The sequence below is a fragment of the Bradyrhizobium sp. 604_D8_N2_3 genome (assembly GCF_051810765.1).
Classification (GTDB): domain Bacteria; phylum Pseudomonadota; class Alphaproteobacteria; order Rhizobiales; family Xanthobacteraceae; genus Bradyrhizobium; species Bradyrhizobium barranii.
The window spans coordinates 3876923-3893933 of record NZ_JBPWPM010000001.1 but is presented as its reverse complement, the minus strand read 5'-3'; the positions used below and the strand labels follow the sequence as shown (position 1 = coordinate 3893933).

Below are 17011 nucleotides of genomic sequence, written 5' to 3'. Positions count from 1 at the left end.
CCTAGTCTCCTTTCGGCTTACGCCGTTCAATCACGCGAATTCCCTCGCCGCCCGCCAAAACGGCCGAGCTGGCCAAGCCGATAAACAAGCCATGCTCGACCACGCCGGGGATCGAGCTCAACGCCTTGGCGAGGCCAGGCGGATCCACGATGCGTCCGAGCTGAGCATCGAGAATCCAGTGGCCGCCATCGGTGACGAAAACGTGGCCATCCTTGTCGCCGCCTTTGGCCTTGCGGACCGCCATTTGCCCGGAAACGCCGCATTCGGCAAATGCCTTCTCGATCGCGCGGCGCGTCGCGCCGAGCCCGAACGGGATGACCTCGATCGGCAGCGGAAAGCGGCCGAGCGTCGGCACCCATTTGCTGTCGTCGGCAATCACGATCATGCGATCCGAGGCGGCCGCCACGATCTTCTCGCGCAGCAGCGCGCCGCCGCCGCCCTTGATCAGGTTGAAGTCGGGATCGATCTCGTCGGCGCCGTCGACGGTGAGGTCGAGATGATCGATCTCGTCCAGCGTCGTCAGCTTCACACCGCAGCGCTCGGCGTCGAGGCGCGTCGCCTCCGAGGTCGGTACGCCGATCACCTTGAGCCCGGCCTGCACGCGCTCGCCGAGCAGCTCGACGAAATGTTTGGCGGTCGAGCCGGTGCCGAGCCCGAGCTGCATGCCGTCACGCACCTCCTCGAGGGCGCGCGCCGCAGCCTGCCGCTTCAACTGGTCCATGTTCACGATGCGCCCGCCCCTGAATTTTAGAGTGTGCCGCCGATAGGTTGCTTGCGGCGGCCTATGTAGCCTCGTTTTTCCCGCCGGAACAGGCCTCCGGGCCGATCTTATAAGGTGAACTTATGGCTTCGGCCCTTGCGCCGATCCGGCCGGCCCGATAGCGCTGGGACCATGACCTCCCCTTACACCCTCGTCTTCGATCTCGACGGCACGCTTGTGGATACGGCGCCCGACCTGATCACCGCGCTGAATTTCGTGCTCGACCGCGAAGGGCTGCCGCCCGTGCCGATGGCCTCGGCCCGCAACATGATCGGCGCCGGCGCCCGCAAGCTGATCGAACGAGGGCTGGAGGCTGAGGGCCGCATGGTCACGCCGGCTGACATGGACCGGATGACGGCGGATTTCATCGCCTATTATGCCGACCATATCGCGGTCGAATCCCGTCCGTTCGAGGGGCTCGAGGCCGCACTCGACCAGTTTGCCGCCCAGGGCCACCGGCTGGCGGTCTGCACAAACAAGCTGGAATGGCTGTCCAAGCGCCTGCTGGACCAGCTCGACCTCACCCGCCGCTTTGCCGCGATCTGCGGCGCGGACACCTTTGGCGTCCAGAAGCCCGATCCGACCATTTTCCGCGAGACCGTGGCGCGCGCCGGCGGAGCGGTCAAAGCCAGCATCATGGTCGGCGATGCCGGAACCGACGTCGGCGTGGCCCGGCGCGCTGGGGTGCCCGTGATCGGGGTCAGCTTCGGCTATACGGACGTGCCGATCGCCGAGCTGAAGCCGGACCGGCTGATCCATCACATGCGCGACCTGCCGGCCGCGGCCCACAGCCTAATGACTGCCTAGGAACCACAAGCCTCTGAGATAACTGCCATATTCTACGGAACCCTGCGTTAACCATCTATTAACTATGCACAGCGCGCCGGTTGCTTGCTTGGAACGACGCTCGTAGGTTCGCCCGGGGATGTGGCGGTTCGTCGCAGTTAGAAGTGGGTGGTCATGCGTCGTGTCATCGCGATTGCGCTAGCGGGAGCGAGCCTTGGTGGCTGCTCCTCGATGTCTTGGGACATGTTCAAATCGGCGCCGCCGACCGTCCAGGTCCGGCTCGAATCCAATCCTCCGGGGGCTGACGCCACGACCTCGCTGGGTGCGGGTTGCAAGACCCCCTGCTCCGTCTCGGTTCCCGCCCCCGACGCCCCCTTCACCGTCGCTTTCGCGCTGCCGAAATATCAGCCGGCCAGCGTGCCCGTGAACGTGATCAAGAACCCCGGCGATTTGACCACAGCCGCCACGGTCACCACCGATCCGAATCCGGTGTTTGCGGAACTCCAGCCGGCAGTGCCGCCCAAGCCTGTGAAGAAGCCGCACCGGCCGAAGAAGCCGAAGCCGGCCGCAGCCGCCGCGGCGCCTGCGGATGCCGCACCCGCTGCGGCCCCTGCGGATGCTGCACCTGCTGCGGTGGCGGCCTCGCCGTTTCCCGATCCGAACGCAGGAAAGCGCTGATCCAAGCGCTGATTACGTATACCACCCGATTGTCCTAACCGCGTCCGATGCTTAGATTGCTTCCAGAGCACCACTGAAGCAAAGGTGCGCCCGTCGCCGTAAGTGACAAGGCATTTGGCAAGGCATCTGGTATGAACGGACCTTCCGCGAGCCCTCTCGCAGCAGCGAGCCCCCGCGACGCGCTGTCGAGCGCGATGACCGATCCGTTCGGGCGGACCATCTCGTATTTGCGCGTATCCGTCACCGACCGCTGCGATCTGCGCTGCTTCTATTGCATGTCGGAAGACATGACATTCCTGCCCAAGGCGGACCTGCTGACGCTGGAGGAGCTCGACCGGCTCTGCACGGCCTTCATCGCCAAGGGCGTGAAGAAGCTGCGGCTCACCGGCGGCGAGCCGCTGGTCCGCCGTAACGTGATGACGCTGGTGCGCTCGCTGTCCCGCCACCTTTCGAGCGGTGCCCTGAGCGAGCTGACCCTGACCACCAACGGCACCCAGCTTGCGAAACACGCCCGGGAGCTCGCCGATTGCGGCGTCCGCCGCATCAACGTCTCGCTCGACACGCTCGATCCCAAGAAATTTCGCGAGATCACCCGCTGGGGCGAGATCGACAAGGTGCTGGAGGGCATCGAAGCCGCGCGTGCCGCTGGGCTTGGCGTGAAGATCAACGCGGTGGCGCTGAAGAACCTCAACGAGGACGAGCTTCCCGACCTGATGCGCTGGGCGCACGGCAAGGGCATGGGCCTGACGCTGATCGAGGTCATGCCGATGGGCGAGATCGGCTCGGGCCGTATCGACCAGTACCTGCCGCTGTCGCTGGTGCGCGCGCGGCTCGCCCAGCAATTCACGTTGACCGATTTGGCCGAGAGCACCGGCGGGCCGGCGCGCTATGTCAGCGTTGCCGAGACCGGCGGCAAGCTCGGCTTCATCACGCCGATGACCCATAATTTCTGCGAATCCTGCAACCGGGTGCGCATCACCTGCACGGGCACGCTGCACACCTGCCTCGGCCACGAGGATGCTTCAGATTTGCGCAAACCCCTGCGTGCATCTGACGACGACATGCTGCTTGCGGATGCGATCGACCGCGCCATCGGGCTGAAGCCCAAGGGCCACGATTTCATCATCGACCGCCGCCACGACCGCCCCAGCGTCTCCAGGCACATGAGCGTCACGGGCGGCTGAGGGATTCGCGCCCTCCCCGCCATAAGCTTTTGACTCGGCGTCAATTTGCCCATTTTCCGATTGACGGCGCACAAGCCCGCTGGTTTGGTGCAGCCGCCTTTGCTTGCCCGGCAGCAATAAGCCGGCCGCGCCCCTTTGGCGGTCGCGGTCAAGACGGCAAGGCACGAGGGGAGGACTGACGCCGCAATCGCTCCGGAATATTGTCCGTGCGGTCGCGTGCTTTTCGCACGCCGGCCAGGCGATGCGTGCTGAAGCCTCCCGTAAAGTGTTGGGCCGCGACGGCGACGGAGAGAAAGTAAGATGCGTCCATTGCTGGCGGTGAGCAACGCCATCGACGCCCTCAATGAAAAGATTGGGTACGTCTGTAACATCCTGGTGCTGCTGGCGTGCCTGGTCAGCGCGGCCAATGCCATGATCCGCTATGCCTTCAGCAACTCCTCGAACGGCTGGCTGGAGCTGCAATGGTACATGTTCGCCATCCTGGTGATGTTCGGCGCGTCCTACACCTTCAAGCGCAACGAGCATGTCCGCGTCGAGATCTTCTACCTCACGCTCTCGGAACGCGGCCAGCTCTGGCTCGACATGATCGGCACGCTCTGCTTCCTGATCCCCTCCTGCCTCCTGCTCGCCTATCTGTCCTGGCCGTTCTTCATGCAGGCCTATAACGTCGGCGAGATGTCGGGCAATGCCGGCGGCCTGATCCGCTGGCCCATCAAGTTCGTGATCCCCGCCGGCTTCGTATTGCTGGCGCTTCAGGGTGTTTCCGAAGTCATCAAGCGTATCGCGGCTCTCCAGGGCTATGTGACGATCGACGCCAAGTACGAGAGGCCGACCCAATGATTACGCTGGAAATGATGCCGCCGCTGATGTTCGGCGGCCTGGTTCTGGCGATGCTGATCGGCTTCCCCGTCGCGTTCACGCTCGCGGCGGTCGGCCTCTCCTTCGGCTTCCTCGCCATCCATCTCGGATTCTTCGACCTCAACTTCCTCCAGGCGATTCCCGGCCGCGTGTTCGGCAGCGTGCTTTCCAACGAGCTGCTGCTCGCGATCCCGTTCTTCACCTTCATGGGCGCCATATTAGAGAGATGTGGACTGGCCGAAGATATGCTGGACTCGATGGGCCAGCTGTTCGGCCCGGTCCGCGGCGGCCTCGGCTATTCCGTCATCATCGTCGGTTTCATCCTCGGCGCCATCACCGGCACGGTGGCGGCGCAGGTCATCGCCATGGCGCTGATCTCGATGCCGGTGATGATCCGCTACGGCTACAACATGCGCTATATCACCGGCGTGCTCGCGGCCTCCGGCACGATCACGCAGCTGGTGCCGCCCTCGCTGGTGCTGATCGTGCTCGCCGACCAGCTCGGCAAGTCGGTCGGCGACATGTATCTCGGCGCCTGGGGCCCGTCGGTGTTCCAGATCATGCTGTTCGCCGGCTACACCTTCATCCTCGGCCTGATCAAGCCGAGCCACGTGCCGCCGGTGCCGAAGGAAGCGCGCACGCTGACCGGCTGGGCGCTGTGGAAGAAGTGCCTGATGGGCATCATCCCCTCGGCCGTGCTGATCTTCGTCGTGCTCGGCACCATGATGATGGGTCTTGCGACCCCGACGGAAGCCGGCGCGATGGGCGCGGTCGGCGCCATCGTGCTCGCCGCGATCCATCACAAGGACTTCACCTCGAAGGACCGCATGATCCTGATCGGCGGCGTGATCGCCGCCGGCGTCGGCACCATCGTCGCGATGCTGTTCACCGAGAACCTGGTCTTCAGGCTCTCGTTCGCCGTCACCTATCTCGCCGTGGCGTGGATCTGCATCCAGGCCGCACGCATCCCCGAGCTGCGCGACCTGATCAAGCAGGGCTACGAGTCCACCATGCGCCTCACCTGCATGGTCACCTTCATCCTGATCGGCTCGACCTGCTTCTCGGTGGTGTTCCTCGGCGTCTCCGGCGGCGTCTGGCTCGAGCATCTCCTGACCTCGCTGCCCGGCGGCGTGTGGGGCTTCCTGATCTTCATCAACCTCTTCATCTTCTTCCTGGCGTTCTTCCTCGACTTCTTCGAGATCGCCTTCATCATCCTGCCGATGATCGCGCCGATCGCGCAGAAGGTCCTCGCCCCGGTGGTGGGACCGGACGCGGCGCTGATCTGGTTCGGCGTGATGCTGTGCGTGAACATGCAGACCTCGTTCCTGCATCCCCCGTTCGGCTTCGCGCTGTTCTATCTGCGCGGCGTGGCGCCGAAGGAAGTGAAGAGCTCCGACATCTATTGGGGCGCAATCCCCTGGATCGGCCTGCAGCTGATCATGGTGCTGCTCGTGATCATCTTCCCGATCACGGTGACGGGCCTGCTCGACAAGCCGCTCAACGTCGACCTCGACAAGGTCAAGATCGAGGTGCCGCAGATCGACCTGCCGCCGCTGGATCTCGGACCGCCGCAGAAGTAGCGGCCATAACCATCGCCGTCATGTTCCGCCTCGGCGGTTCATGACGCGCGCGCCCGCGCACGTGACAAGCGCCGGAAACACGGGCATACCGGGCCATCCTCCAACTGATGGACCGCCGCGCATGTCCCGATCGCTCCCTGCTCCGTCGCTCGCTCCCTTGATCGCATCGCTCTGGCTGGCATGTGCCGCAACGTTTGCGCATGCGGAACCGATGACCGATGTCCATGCGCTGGCGCAAAAGGAGCAGCAGCCGCTGCTCGACACGCTGCGCGACCTCGTCAGCGTCGAATCCGGCAGCAAGGACATCGACGGCCTGAACCAGATCGCCGAGCGCGTTGCCGGCCAGCTCAAGCAGCTCGGCGGCACGGTGGAGATTTTACACCCCACCGATGTCTATCGCCTCGACGACACGCCCGAGACAATCGGCCCGGCCGTGCACGCCGTGTTCAAGGGCACCGGCAGCAAGAAGATCATGCTGATCGCCCACATGGACACGGTGTACCTGAAGGGCATGCTGAAGGATCAGCCGTTCCGCGTCGACGGCGACAAGGCCTACGGCCTCGGCATTGCCGACGACAAGCAGGGCGTCGCACTCATTCTCCATACCGTGGCGATGCTCCAGAAACTGAGCTTCAAGGATTACGGCACGCTCACGGTGCTTACCAATGGCGACGAGGAGATCTCCTCGCCCGGCTGGCGCAGCACCATCACCAAATTCGCCGCGGATCAGGACGTGGTGTTCTCGTTCGAGGGCGGCGGCACCGACGGCACGCTGCGCCTTGCCACCAGCGGCATCGGCTCGGCCTATCTTACGGTGCACGGCAAGTCCTCGCACGCGGGCGCTCGGCCCGAGGGCGGTATCAACGCGCTGTACGAGCTCTCGCACCAGGTGCTGCAGATGAAGGACCTGTCCAAGCCCGAGCAGGGCCTGAAGCTGAACTGGACGGTCTCGAAGGCCGGCACCAACCGCAACGTGATCCCGGCCGACGCTTCGGCCCAGGCCGATGCGCGTGCGCTCAAGGTCGCCGACTTCGACGAATTGCAGAAGGCGCTGCAGGAGAAGATCAAGAATCGCCTGCTGCCCGACTCCAGGGTCGACTTGAAATTCGAGGTGCGCCGCCCGCCGCTGGAGGCCAACGACGCCTCGCGCCGCGTCGCAGCCTACGGCAAGACAATCTATGGGGAAATCGGACTGTCCCTCAAGGTCGACGAGAAGGCGACCGGCGGCGGCACCGACGCCGCGTTTGCCGCGCTCAAGACCAGCGGCGCCGTGGTGGAAGGCATGGGCCTGTCAGGCTTCGGCGCGCATTCCAACGATGCCGAATATGTGCAGATCAACAGCATCGTGCCGCGGCTCTATCTGGCCACGCGCATGATCATGGACCTGTCCACAGGCAAGCTGAAATAGCGGCGTCTTCCCGTGGTCAGCTTTGGCCAACCGGGTGCGCGGCTCCCTCCGCCAGCCGAAACCGCAGCGTGAACTCCGCGCCGCCGCCTGAAAGATTTTCCACCGCCACCGTCGCGGCATGATCGTCCGCGACCCCGCGCACGATCGAGAGCCCGAGGCCCGCGCCGTCGCTGCGCTGGCGGTCGGCGCGCCAGAAGCGCTGGAAGATCAGCTCGCGCTCGGCCTCCGCGATGCCGGGGCCGCAATCGCGCACGCGCACCGAACCGTCGTCCCCGACCTCGACGTCGACCGAGGTATCCTTCGCCGTGAACTTGATGGCGTTTTCGGCGAGGTTGAAGATCGCGCGCTGGAGCATCTCCGCATTGCCGTGGATCAGCACCGGCGCGTCGGCGCCCTTCAGCGCGATGTCCTTGTGCTGCGCGATCGCGAACGGCGCGATGGAGCCGACCACCTCGGCGCAGACGGCGCGCAGGTCCGCGGTCTCGCCGGGATCGAGCACCAGGGTGTCGAGCTCGGCGATCTCCAGCAGCTGGGCGACGATGCGGCTCATGCCTTCGATGTCGTCGTGCAGCGCCTGCCTTGCGGCGCCATCGCCCAGCGTCTCGATCCGAGTGCGCAGGATCGTGAGCGGCGTGCGCAATTGATGCGCGGCATCCGCCGTGAACTGCCGCTGCACCCGAAAACCGTCCTCGAGCCGGTCGAGCGCCTGGTTGACGGCGATGACGAGCGGCATGATCTCGCGTGGGATCTGCTCCGTCGGCAGGCGGATGTCGGTGCGCGCCGGCCCGATATTGCTGGCCTCCTCCGACGCCTTCCACAATGGCGCGATGGCGCGGCGGAAGATGATGATGTCGGCGGCGAGCAGGATCAGCAGGATTGGAATGGTGATCCACCCGACCCGGCGGAAGAAGTTCGAGATGATGTCGTCGATGATGACGTCGCGATGCGCCAGATCCTCGGCCACGCGGATGCGCACGATCTTGCCGTCGATGATGCGGGTGACGCCGGCGCCGGAAATCGTCTCGGAAAGTGTCGGCGGCGCCGACACGGCCGCTCCCGTCTTGCGGCGGGACGAAAACAGCAAACGGCCGTCGGCATCGCGGATATCGTAGAGATAGCGGCCGTAGGCTTCCGAATAGAGGCCCCGCAGGCTGTCCGGCAGGTTGAACGTCAGCAGGCCGTCCGGCGCGGCGACAATGCGCTCGGCCAGCACCTCGGCCTGCGCCCGCATGGCTTCGCGGTGCAGCTGGTCGACTTCGGAATTGAGCAGCCAGAACAACACCAGCGGCAGGAAGATCGCGACGACCGCGACCGCCACGATGTGCATGAACACGATGCGCCAGATCAACGATTTGAATGTCGGCGATCTGCCATAGGCCCCGGCGGCCGCCACGCTATTTCTCCTCGGACATGAGATAGCCGACGCCGCGGATGGTGTGGATCACGACCTTGGCGCCGTGCTCGGTGAGCTGCTTGCGCAGCCGCGAGACGTAGACCTCGACCGCGTTGGAGGCGACCTCGCCTTCGAGCCCGAAGATATGGTCCTCGACGTTCTTCTTAGGCACCACCCGCCCCTGCCGGCGCAGCAAAATCTCCAGCACCGAGGTCTCGCGCGCGGAGATGATCCGCGGCTGGTCGTCGACGAAGATCTGGCGGCTTTCGGTGTCGTAGACGAGATTGGCAAGGCGCAACGAGCGGCCGAGCAGCTGGCCGGGCCGGCGCAGGATCGCCTCCAGCCGCGCCACCAGCTCCTCCATGGCGAACGGCTTCGCGAGATAGTCGTCGGCGCCGCTGCGCAGGCCGCTGACGCGGTCCTGCAGGCCGCCGCGCGCGGTCAGCACCAGCACCGGCAGCGGCTCCATCTGCCGGCGCAGCTCGCGCAGCACCGACAGGCCGTCGCCGTCGGGAAGGCCGAGGTCGAGGATCATCGCAGCGTAGCTGACGCTGCTGACCGCCTCGCGTGCCTCGGCCGCGGTGCTCACGATGTCGCTCTGGTAGCCGGCGGCCGACAGCCCGGCGGCAACGAGCCGCGACAGCTCGACATTGTCCTCGACGATCAGAAGGCGCATCGCAGTCCCGCCGGATGTTCCGGTGCAATCACGGCTCGCGCCGCATCTTCGCTCTCTTCCACCATTCCGGCCGCCTCGGCCAGCGAAAAAGCGCGTGGCAGGCTCGCCCGCGCCTCCTGTCAGGTTCGTGTAAGCCGATCTGGGCGCGTTCCCATGATGGTTTACTCGATCACCTCATCCGCGCCGGCAATGACTGCCGCGGAGAACGGATGGCCGAGCAGTTTCGCTGCCTTCAAATTGACAACGAGCTCCACCTTCGTGACGAGCTGAACCGGAAGATCGGAAGGCTTCTCGCCCGACAGAATGCGTCCGGCATAGATACCCGCGCGACGGTGCGACTGCACGAAATCTCCCCCGTAGCTCATCAAACCTCCAGCCACGGGAAAGTCTCGGGTCTGCGTGATTGCGGGCAATTGATATTTCATCGCGAGAGCCGCCAGCCGGGCACTGCGAAATGCAAAATAAGGGTCGGAGGTAAACACAACTCCGCCTGGCCCGTCCCTGGCAACGGCCGCGAACACGGATTCAAATTCATCCTCCTTGCTTGCGCTATAGATCTGCAGTTGAACCCGCAGGGTTTCTGCGGCCGCCTGAAGCTTCTGCAATTGTGATGGTGCGGTCGGACTTGTCGGGTTGGCGACCACCGCCAATCTGGTCGCCGTGGGCAACAGGTCGCGCATCAGCTCAAGCCGCTTTGGCGACACATCGACGCTCAGGCTCGATACCCCCGTGATATTTCCGCCCGGCCGCGACAGGCTGTCCACCACGCGTAGCTGAACGGGGTCGCCGCCCATCTCGAACACGATGGTCTTGGTCGTACCCGTACCCTTCGCGGCAAGTGCCACGGGAGCCCCGCCAGGAGCCACGATCAGGTCTACATTTCTGGCGACCAATTCGGCAGCCAGGGCTGGCAATCGAGAATATTGTCCGGCGGCCCACTGAAAGTCGATCGCCACATTGCGCCCCTCGACGAAGCCGGCTTCCTCCAGTCCCTGTCGGAAAGCCTCAAGTCGACTGCCAAAGAGCTCGGGTGACTCCGGGCAAAGATATCCGATGACCGGCATGGAGGGCTTCTGCCCATACGAGACGGTCGTCCACGTCGCGGCGCCTGCCATCCAAAGAAGAAAATCACGCCGTCTGGCGCGTCTGCGTAGCGTTGCTGCTTCAGAGTTGGCGCACCTCATGCCCACGGACCCGCTGCCGTCAGCCGTTTGCCGGAGCATAGCCCCGGATACGCGGACAGTCTCTAGCGGATTGTGCCGGGCATCCCGCGGCCACTCGGCTCGAGAGCCTCGAAGGATATTCCGAAGACTGGAATGGCTTCGTCAAATCCTTTGATCTCGCGGCCCCCGAGATCCTCAAGGGGCCGCCTGCCCTTGACGTCGGCGGCGACTTTGGCGTCGATCAGGATTTCCTTGTCTGCGGCAGATGCGCACAGCCGGGCCGCAAGATTCACGACGCTTCCAATGGCGGTGTAGTCGAGCCGGTCCTCGTATCCGATCCGGCCGACAGTCGCCGGCCCGCTGGCAAGGCCGATTCCGAAACCAATGTGGTAGCCACGCGATCGCCAGCCGGCGATGAGGGCTTGCACGTTCGTCTGCATGTCGATGGCGAGATCGATGGCTCTCAATGCAGGCTCTACGACCGGGACAGGCGCGTTCACCAGCACCATCAGTCCGTCTCCGGAGAAATTGATCAGCGTTGCCTCGAATTTCGTGATGACCCTGCCAAGGCTTTCATAATATTCCGACAATAAGCTCATGACGTCCTCGGGCGCGGCGCCTGCTGAAAACGCGGTGAACCCCCTCAAATCGCAGAAGACAACGACGACTTCCGTACGGCGGCCGTCCAGCACGCTGTCATCGCCGGCTCGATCGACGAGATCGGCGACCTGCGGAGCAAGGAACCGCTTCAGCTTGGCGATGCGCTCCTGGTGCTGCTGCGCCAGCGCCAGCTCGGACGCCATTCTGTTGAAACTGTTTGCAAGACGCTGGAACTCGTCCCCGGTGTGGATCGAGATGCGGTGGTCAAAGGACCCGGCACCAATCCTCTCCGTGCCCTCCTCGAGCAGCTTGATCGGCTCCGTCATCCGGTGCGCCAGTGCATAGGCAAGTATCCCTGCGAGCATGGTGCTGATTGCGAGGAGCATTGCCGTCCGCCACAGGGCGGAATAGATCGGCGCGTAAGCTTCGGATAGCGGCTGCACGACCACGACTGTCCAGTCGGGGCCCAGTACGGGAGCAGCGCTGGCGGCAACATAGTGTCCTTGCGCATCCCGGCTCGTTGCGAAGCCCGCTTTCGACCCTATCGCGTCCCGCACAGCCCGAAATGGTTTGGAGGTTGCTTCCTCCGCCCCGCGGAGCACGAGGCTGATGTCGGGATGGGCGATCAGGCGACCCGATCGGTCCAGGACGAAGGCGGAGCCGGTCTTTCCGACCTTGATCGCCGAGATCACGTCCCAAATCAGCTTGAGGTTCACTTCGGCTATGACCGCGCCGACAGCCGGCCGGTTGCCGGCAATCCCGACCGTCAAGTACGGTTCGGAGCCTCGATTGTAGCTGACGTCGCTGAACCAGATCTGAGCTGCGCGGGCACCAACCAGGGCGGGATCGGCTGATCGGTCCGTGCGGCTCTCGATACGATTGAGGCCGATCCGCGAGATGTAGAGACGCTCCAGGCCATTGCCGTCGAGGAGTGTGAGACTGACGATGGCGGGCGCTTGTCGAAGCAGGCGCAACGCGTCGGTCCGCCGGCGTTCGTCGAACTCGTCACTCCATGGAAGCTGAACCAGCCAGCCAAGCTGACTCGTGATGCCGTGGATGAAATCGTGAATTTCGGCGGCCGCGGATGCGGACTGGAGGCTAAGCCACTGGTCGAGCCTCGCGCGCTGATCGCGATAGCCGAACCACGCCTCAATGACGCCGTTGAATGCAAGTGGGATCGCGACAGCCACGAAAAGCGCGAACAGATATTTATGAAAAAGGCCGCGAAACCGATCCTGAGGAATCATGATCCGGTCTCCTGATAATCACATAAATACAATGACCCAGAATAACATGTCGCTCCGCCGTCGGGTGGGGTTCATTCGAACCCGAGCGTACCGGTGCACCCTCCGCGCTTTCTAGGGCGGACCAGCCACGCGGTCTGGCGACAAATTGGCGCCATGGCTGAATTGTCGGCCGATGTCAGCCTCCGGCTGACTGGCCTTCGCGCCGCACGCCGGCTTTTGACCACCCTGAACGGGCGTTGCTGCCGGGCAGACGTAGCATGCGCCGCAGCCACGTTGATCTAGGTCAAGCATCACCCCAGCCTTTGGCCTCACGTCATGTTCAGCCCATTTCAGGCGGCGACGTCGCCTTTCAGTTCGCTGGCGCCCGGCAATTTCCAGCTCGGCGTCGCATTCTTCCAGTGGCCTCCTCTCCCTCCTGATCCTGCAGCAGGCTTACTGGGGGTTCGTCGACGAGGACCTTGCTCATGATAACAATTCCAGAACTGACGTCCCAGGCGCTCGGTGCGTTCCTCATCTCGGAGACAAAAGGCCGCTTCGGCTCATCGCATGCCAGCTTGCCGGAATTGCTCCCTTACGCGGCGAAGCTGGCCCTGGAATGTATCGGCAACAGCGATGCATTGTATCACAACGTGGAGCACACCCTGTTGGTCACGCTGGTGGGGCACGACATCCTGATCGGCCGCTCACTTCTGAGGCAAACCACGGCCAGCGATTACGCTCACTTTATCCTGGCCTGTCTGATCCACGACATCGGCTACGTTCGGGGCGTCATCTACGGAGACCAGGAGGGTGCCTATGTCGTTGATGGTACCGGCCGAACGGTTGAGTTGCCGGTCGGCTCCTCCGATGCAGCGCTTGCGCCCTATCACGTCGATCGCTCGAAATTGTTCGCGGTGGAGCGCCTCGACGCAGTCGACCAGATCGACGCCGCGCGCGTTGCCCAAGCCATCGAATATACCCGCTTTCCCTATACAGACGCACCAACGAGCGAACTCAAGGATGATCTGGACGAGGAAGAAGGTTTGTTGCTGCGCGCCGCTGATCTGATCGGCCAGCTCGGCGATCCGAACTACATGAAGAAATCAAATGCGCTCTTCTATGAATTCGAAGAGATAGGGCTCAACAAATCGCTCGGATACGCCACACCCGCGGACGTGGTGCACAAATATCCGCAGTTCTACTGGACCAAGGTCGCACCGCAAGTCCCGACGGCGATCCGTTATTTGAACGTAACCTCGAGCGGAAGACAATGGATCAGCAACCTGTATGGCAATGTCTTCCGCGCCGAGCGAGAGGTTAGACTATCTGGTCCGCAGCTGTAGATCGGTGGTCTTGAACGGTGATTTCCGGCGCGACCAACACGCGCGCGGGTCCGGCTCGGACGTCACGTCCACATGGCAGTCAAAAGCGAGTGACCGGTTGAACGAAGGCTGGATTACACGCTAGATTGCCGAAGCCCGCTTTGACAAGGCGCCCCGTTCTGGAGTTTCACGTGCGGATCCTGATCGCGCTGCTTCTGTCGTTCGCCACCGTTGCTCATGCCGAAAACCCCGGGCTCATGTCCGGCCTGATCAGTGCGCCCATAACATTGCCCGTCAGGATGTTCGGCAAGGATTTGACGCTGGACGGCTATGTCGTTCGCCCGGATCGTCCCGGCCGATTTCCGTTGGTGATCATGACTCATGGCACCCCAGGGGGATGGGATGACGCGTTCTTCCGCAACATTGCCAAGCGTACTCCGACCGCCTTCAACACACCGGCCGTAGCTCTGGCCCAGCGTGGCTACGCGACCTTGTCCATCATGCGTCGTGGCTTCGGCCTGTCTGGAGGGAGCTACTCCGAGGAACTGCTAAGGCCGTGTGATTACCTCGCGGCCGAGCGCATTGCGGCAGACGACATCATTGTGGCGATGGCGGCGGCCCGACGTGAGCCCTGGGTCGATCCCGACCACATCCTGCTGCTCGGCCACTCAACCGGCGGGCTAACCATGCTCGCCGTCGCCGAGCGAAATCCCGCCGGCGTCGTAGGCGTTCTGAACTTCGACGGCGGTTATCATGCGATGGCCAAGCCGGACGAAGCCTGCAGCCCCGATCGTCTCGTGGGCACAGTGGCATCACTCGGCCGAACCGCCCGCGTACCGGCGCTTTGGCTCTACGCCGAAAATGACCGGTCATATGGCCCCGAACTCGCGCATCGGATGATCGCCGCATACACGGCCGGCGGCGCGCCGGCGCGATTGCAGATCCTGCCGCCCTTTGGAACCGACGGTCATGACCTCATCATAGGGGCAGCGGCCGAAACCTGGCTCACAGTCGCTGAGCCGTTCCTTGCCGAGCTTAAACTGCCGACCGCGGTTACGATCGATCTGCCAGAGCCTGCACCGCTTCCAACACCAACCGGTCTTTCGCCGGACTGCCAGAGGGCGTTTGCCAGCTATGTGGCCATTCGCAGCGACTTCAAGGCATTTGCCATCGACGATAAGGGAGCCTGTGGCCTGGCACCCGCCAGCCGGACGGCAACGGAAGCGCGCGACAGGTCTGTCGCGGAATGCAAAAGCAATACTTCCGGCACAGCCTGCCATGTCTATGCCGTCGGCCAACGTACGACCGAGAACTGAACGACGCAATATGCGTCGATCCCAACAAGCTGACTAAACTGATTTAGTACGGTGCCGCAGAAAAGCGGCTCTGAGTTCGGCCAGTTGGTCGCTCGTTGCTCCCAGCTCTGCGTCGGCTCGATCTGTGAGCAAGTCGACGTAGGCAATCGGCTGATCGAACTGGCTCGCTGTGAAGTCGTACCGCCGTCCTTCGATCCGATTGTAGAAATGATCGCCCGCCGGCAGAGGCGTCTTCAGCAGCTCGCCGCCGAAGAGTTCGTGAACGAGCAGCGCCGTGACGTTGCACTGCCCTGCCGCCGGATTGTTCGGCGTCCATTGGCTGGAAGTCGACAGCGACCATGCCTTGCGCAGCGCGCGTTGAACCTCATCGGGATCGAAGCTCATCGTCACCTCACGGGATCGGCACCGAAGCGCCAATTTCGGATTATGCGATGTTGGCTTTTTGCCACTGTTTTGCCCGACGTGTCAAACGGGTTCGTTGCTGGGTTGAGCCCCAACTCCATCCACTCGTCATTGCGAGCATAGCGACTTGTCCGCCGAAGCCTCGGCGAAGGCGGAAGCAATCCAGAGTCCATCCGCGGTGACGGTCTGGATTGCTTCTTCCCAAAGGCTCTTCGCAATGACGATGCGGGAACGGACGCGCGGCAAATGACGATGTCATTCCAGATGCCGCGATCAGGCAAAATCGCCGCGTTGGCTCCGGCTGCGCGACGATTGCCCCTTCCTGCTGATTTGCCCCAACGGTCCAAATGGTTAGCAGCATTCACAGGGCAACCTGCCCTCATCGCGCTTCTACTGTGCATGGGGTTGTTTTTCATATTTTTGTTTGGGCGGCCGCTGGCTGCAAAAGAAAAAGCCCGGCCTCGCAAACGAGGCCGGGCTCTGTCGTCTTGCGACGTTTCGAAAGATCAGCCGCGGGTGCGCGAGCGGATCATGAAGCTGTCGTAGGTGTATTCGGCGACCTGCCACCACAGATATTCGTCGGAGCGGTAGGCCTGCATGGCGTCGATCGACTTCTTGAAGTCGGGGTTCTTGGCCGAGATCTCGCCCCACAGCTCGTTGGTCGACTTGAGGCAGGCCTCGAGCACTTCGTTGGTGAAGGGACGAAGCTGGGTGCCGCCGGCGACCAGACGCTTCAGCGCCGCCGGGTTCTGCATGTCGTAGCGCGCGGCCATCCAGCTGTTGGCGTTGGCCATCGCGTTGGTGAGGATCGCCTGGTAGTTCTTCGGCAGCGAATTCCACTTGTCCAAATTGGTGAAGGCGTGGACGGTCGGACCACCTTCCCAGAAGCCGGGATAGTAGTAGTACTTGGCGACCTTGGCGAAGCCGAGCTTCTCGTCATCGTAGGGGCCGACCCACTCGGCGGCGTCGATGGTGCCCTTCTCGAGTGCCGGATAGATGTCGCCGCCGGCGAGCTGCTGCGGCACGACGCCGACCTTCTGGAGCACCTGGCCGGCGATGCCGCCGATGCGCATCTTGAGGCCGGAGAGGTCCGCAACGGTCTTGATCTCCTTGCGGAACCAACCGCCCATCTGGGTGCCGGTGTTGCCGCAGGGCTGACCGATCACGTTCGACTTCTTGAAGAACTCGTTGCCGAGTTGCTCGCCGCCGCCCTGGTACCACCAGGAGTTCTGCTGGCGCGCGTTGAGGCCGAACGGCACCGAGGCGTAGATCGCCCAGGTCGGGTCCTTGCCGACATAGTAGTAGGAGACGGTGTGGCACATCTCGACCGTGCCGTTCGAGGTCGCATCGAGCGCCTGGAGGCCGGGGACGATTTCGCCGGCGGCGAACACCTGGATCTGGAATTTGTTGTCGGTCATCTCGGCGACGTACTTCGCCAGCTGCTCGCCACCGCCATAGATGGTGTCGAGCGACTTCGGGAAGCTCGACGTCAGGCGCCACTTGATCTCGGGCATGGACTGCGCGATCGCCGGCGAGGCCACCGCGGCGGTCGCCGCCGCGCCTGCTGCCGACACTTTCAGGAAATCACGACGCTTCATCTTCAGGTCTCTCCTTGTTGGGGCGTTTCCCCTAAACTTCCTCGTTGTCGCCGCTCGTTCC

General features: G+C 63.4%; 15 protein-coding genes. 8 read left to right on the top strand and 7 right to left on the bottom strand.

Annotated elements, in window-relative coordinates:
• Position 1 precedes the first annotated feature (1 nt).
• Positions 2 to 727 (bottom strand): ribose-5-phosphate isomerase RpiA, encoded by a 726-nt coding sequence (rpiA, locus tag AB7245_RS18270; protein ID WP_028146742.1) that lies wholly within the window; start codon positions 725 to 727, stop codon positions 2 to 4.
• A 165-nt stretch (positions 728 to 892) separates the two neighbouring features.
• Between rpiA and AB7245_RS18265 the strand changes: the two genes are divergently transcribed.
• The 6 genes from AB7245_RS18265 (at position 893) to AB7245_RS18240 (ending at position 7254) form a co-directional block, all read left to right on the top strand.
• On the top strand, positions 893 to 1567 hold the full coding sequence (locus AB7245_RS18265; RefSeq protein WP_063984022.1) for an HAD-IA family hydrolase: 675 nt from the start codon (positions 893 to 895) through the stop codon (positions 1565 to 1567).
• A gap of 153 nt (positions 1568 to 1720) precedes the next feature.
• On the top strand, positions 1721 to 2224 hold the full coding sequence (locus AB7245_RS18260) for a hypothetical protein (RefSeq protein ID WP_439034550.1): 504 nt from the start codon (positions 1721 to 1723) through the stop codon (positions 2222 to 2224).
• 131 nt (positions 2225 to 2355) lie between these two features.
• Positions 2356 to 3408 carry a GTP 3',8-cyclase MoaA gene (gene moaA / locus AB7245_RS18255; RefSeq protein WP_085404869.1) on the top strand — a complete coding sequence of 351 codons (1053 nt, stop codon included), beginning with the start codon at positions 2356 to 2358 and terminating at the stop codon, positions 3406 to 3408.
• 300 nt (positions 3409 to 3708) lie between these two features.
• On the top strand, positions 3709 to 4248 hold the full coding sequence (locus AB7245_RS18250; protein ID WP_014496195.1) for a TRAP transporter small permease subunit: 540 nt from the start codon (positions 3709 to 3711) through the stop codon (positions 4246 to 4248).
• Positions 4245 to 5846: a TRAP transporter large permease gene (locus AB7245_RS18245; RefSeq protein WP_063984025.1), complete on the top strand. Its 1602-nt coding sequence runs from the start codon at positions 4245 to 4247 to the stop codon at positions 5844 to 5846. The genes AB7245_RS18250 and AB7245_RS18245 overlap by 4 nt, the downstream gene beginning before the upstream one ends.
• Before the next feature lie 121 nt (positions 5847 to 5967).
• Positions 5968 to 7254 carry a M20/M25/M40 family metallo-hydrolase gene (locus tag AB7245_RS18240; RefSeq protein ID WP_439034549.1) on the top strand — a complete coding sequence of 429 codons (1287 nt, stop codon included), beginning with the start codon at positions 5968 to 5970 and terminating at the stop codon, positions 7252 to 7254.
• A 16-nt stretch (positions 7255 to 7270) separates the two neighbouring features.
• Here the strand turns inward: AB7245_RS18240 and AB7245_RS18235 are convergent, their stop codons facing one another.
• The 4 genes from AB7245_RS18235 to AB7245_RS18220 all read right to left on the bottom strand — a co-directional run bounded on the left by AB7245_RS18235 (position 7271) and on the right by AB7245_RS18220 (position 12333).
• Positions 7271 to 8581, bottom strand: coding sequence for a sensor histidine kinase (locus AB7245_RS18235; protein WP_439035737.1), 1311 nt, complete (start codon positions 8579 to 8581; stop codon positions 7271 to 7273).
• Positions 8582 to 8648: 67 nt separating this feature from the next.
• Entirely contained in the window at positions 8649 to 9323 is a 675-nt protein-coding gene (locus tag AB7245_RS18230) for a response regulator transcription factor (protein ID WP_028146749.1), read from the bottom strand.
• Between the two features lie 161 nt (positions 9324 to 9484).
• Positions 9485 to 10438 (bottom strand): ABC transporter substrate-binding protein, encoded by a 954-nt coding sequence (locus AB7245_RS18225; RefSeq protein WP_063984028.1) that lies wholly within the window; start codon positions 10436 to 10438, stop codon positions 9485 to 9487.
• 131 nt (positions 10439 to 10569) lie between these two features.
• Positions 10570 to 12333, bottom strand: coding sequence for an adenylate/guanylate cyclase domain-containing protein (locus AB7245_RS18220; RefSeq protein WP_439034548.1), 1764 nt, complete (start codon positions 12331 to 12333; stop codon positions 10570 to 10572).
• Between the two features lie 464 nt (positions 12334 to 12797).
• Here AB7245_RS18220 and AB7245_RS18215 point away from each other — a divergent pair, with 464 nt between their 5' ends.
• Together AB7245_RS18215 and AB7245_RS18210 are read left to right on the top strand one after the other, a co-directional pair.
• A complete protein-coding gene (locus AB7245_RS18215; RefSeq protein ID WP_063984030.1) occupies positions 12798 to 13655 on the top strand; it encodes a hypothetical protein in 858 nt (285 codons plus the stop codon).
• A 170-nt stretch (positions 13656 to 13825) separates the two neighbouring features.
• Entirely contained in the window at positions 13826 to 14950 is a 1125-nt protein-coding gene (locus tag AB7245_RS18210; protein WP_439034547.1) for an alpha/beta hydrolase family protein, read from the top strand.
• Between the two features lie 33 nt (positions 14951 to 14983).
• On the opposite strand, the gene AB7245_RS18205 is transcribed toward AB7245_RS18210, so the two are convergent.
• Both AB7245_RS18205 and AB7245_RS18200 read right to left on the bottom strand, forming a co-directional pair.
• A complete protein-coding gene (locus AB7245_RS18205; RefSeq protein ID WP_071915180.1) occupies positions 14984 to 15334 on the bottom strand; it encodes a YunG family protein in 351 nt (116 codons plus the stop codon).
• Positions 15335 to 15858: 524 nt separating this feature from the next.
• A complete protein-coding gene (locus tag AB7245_RS18200) occupies positions 15859 to 16950 on the bottom strand; it encodes a TRAP transporter substrate-binding protein (protein WP_014496209.1) in 1092 nt (363 codons plus the stop codon).
• Positions 16951 to 17011: the final 61 nt, after the last annotated feature.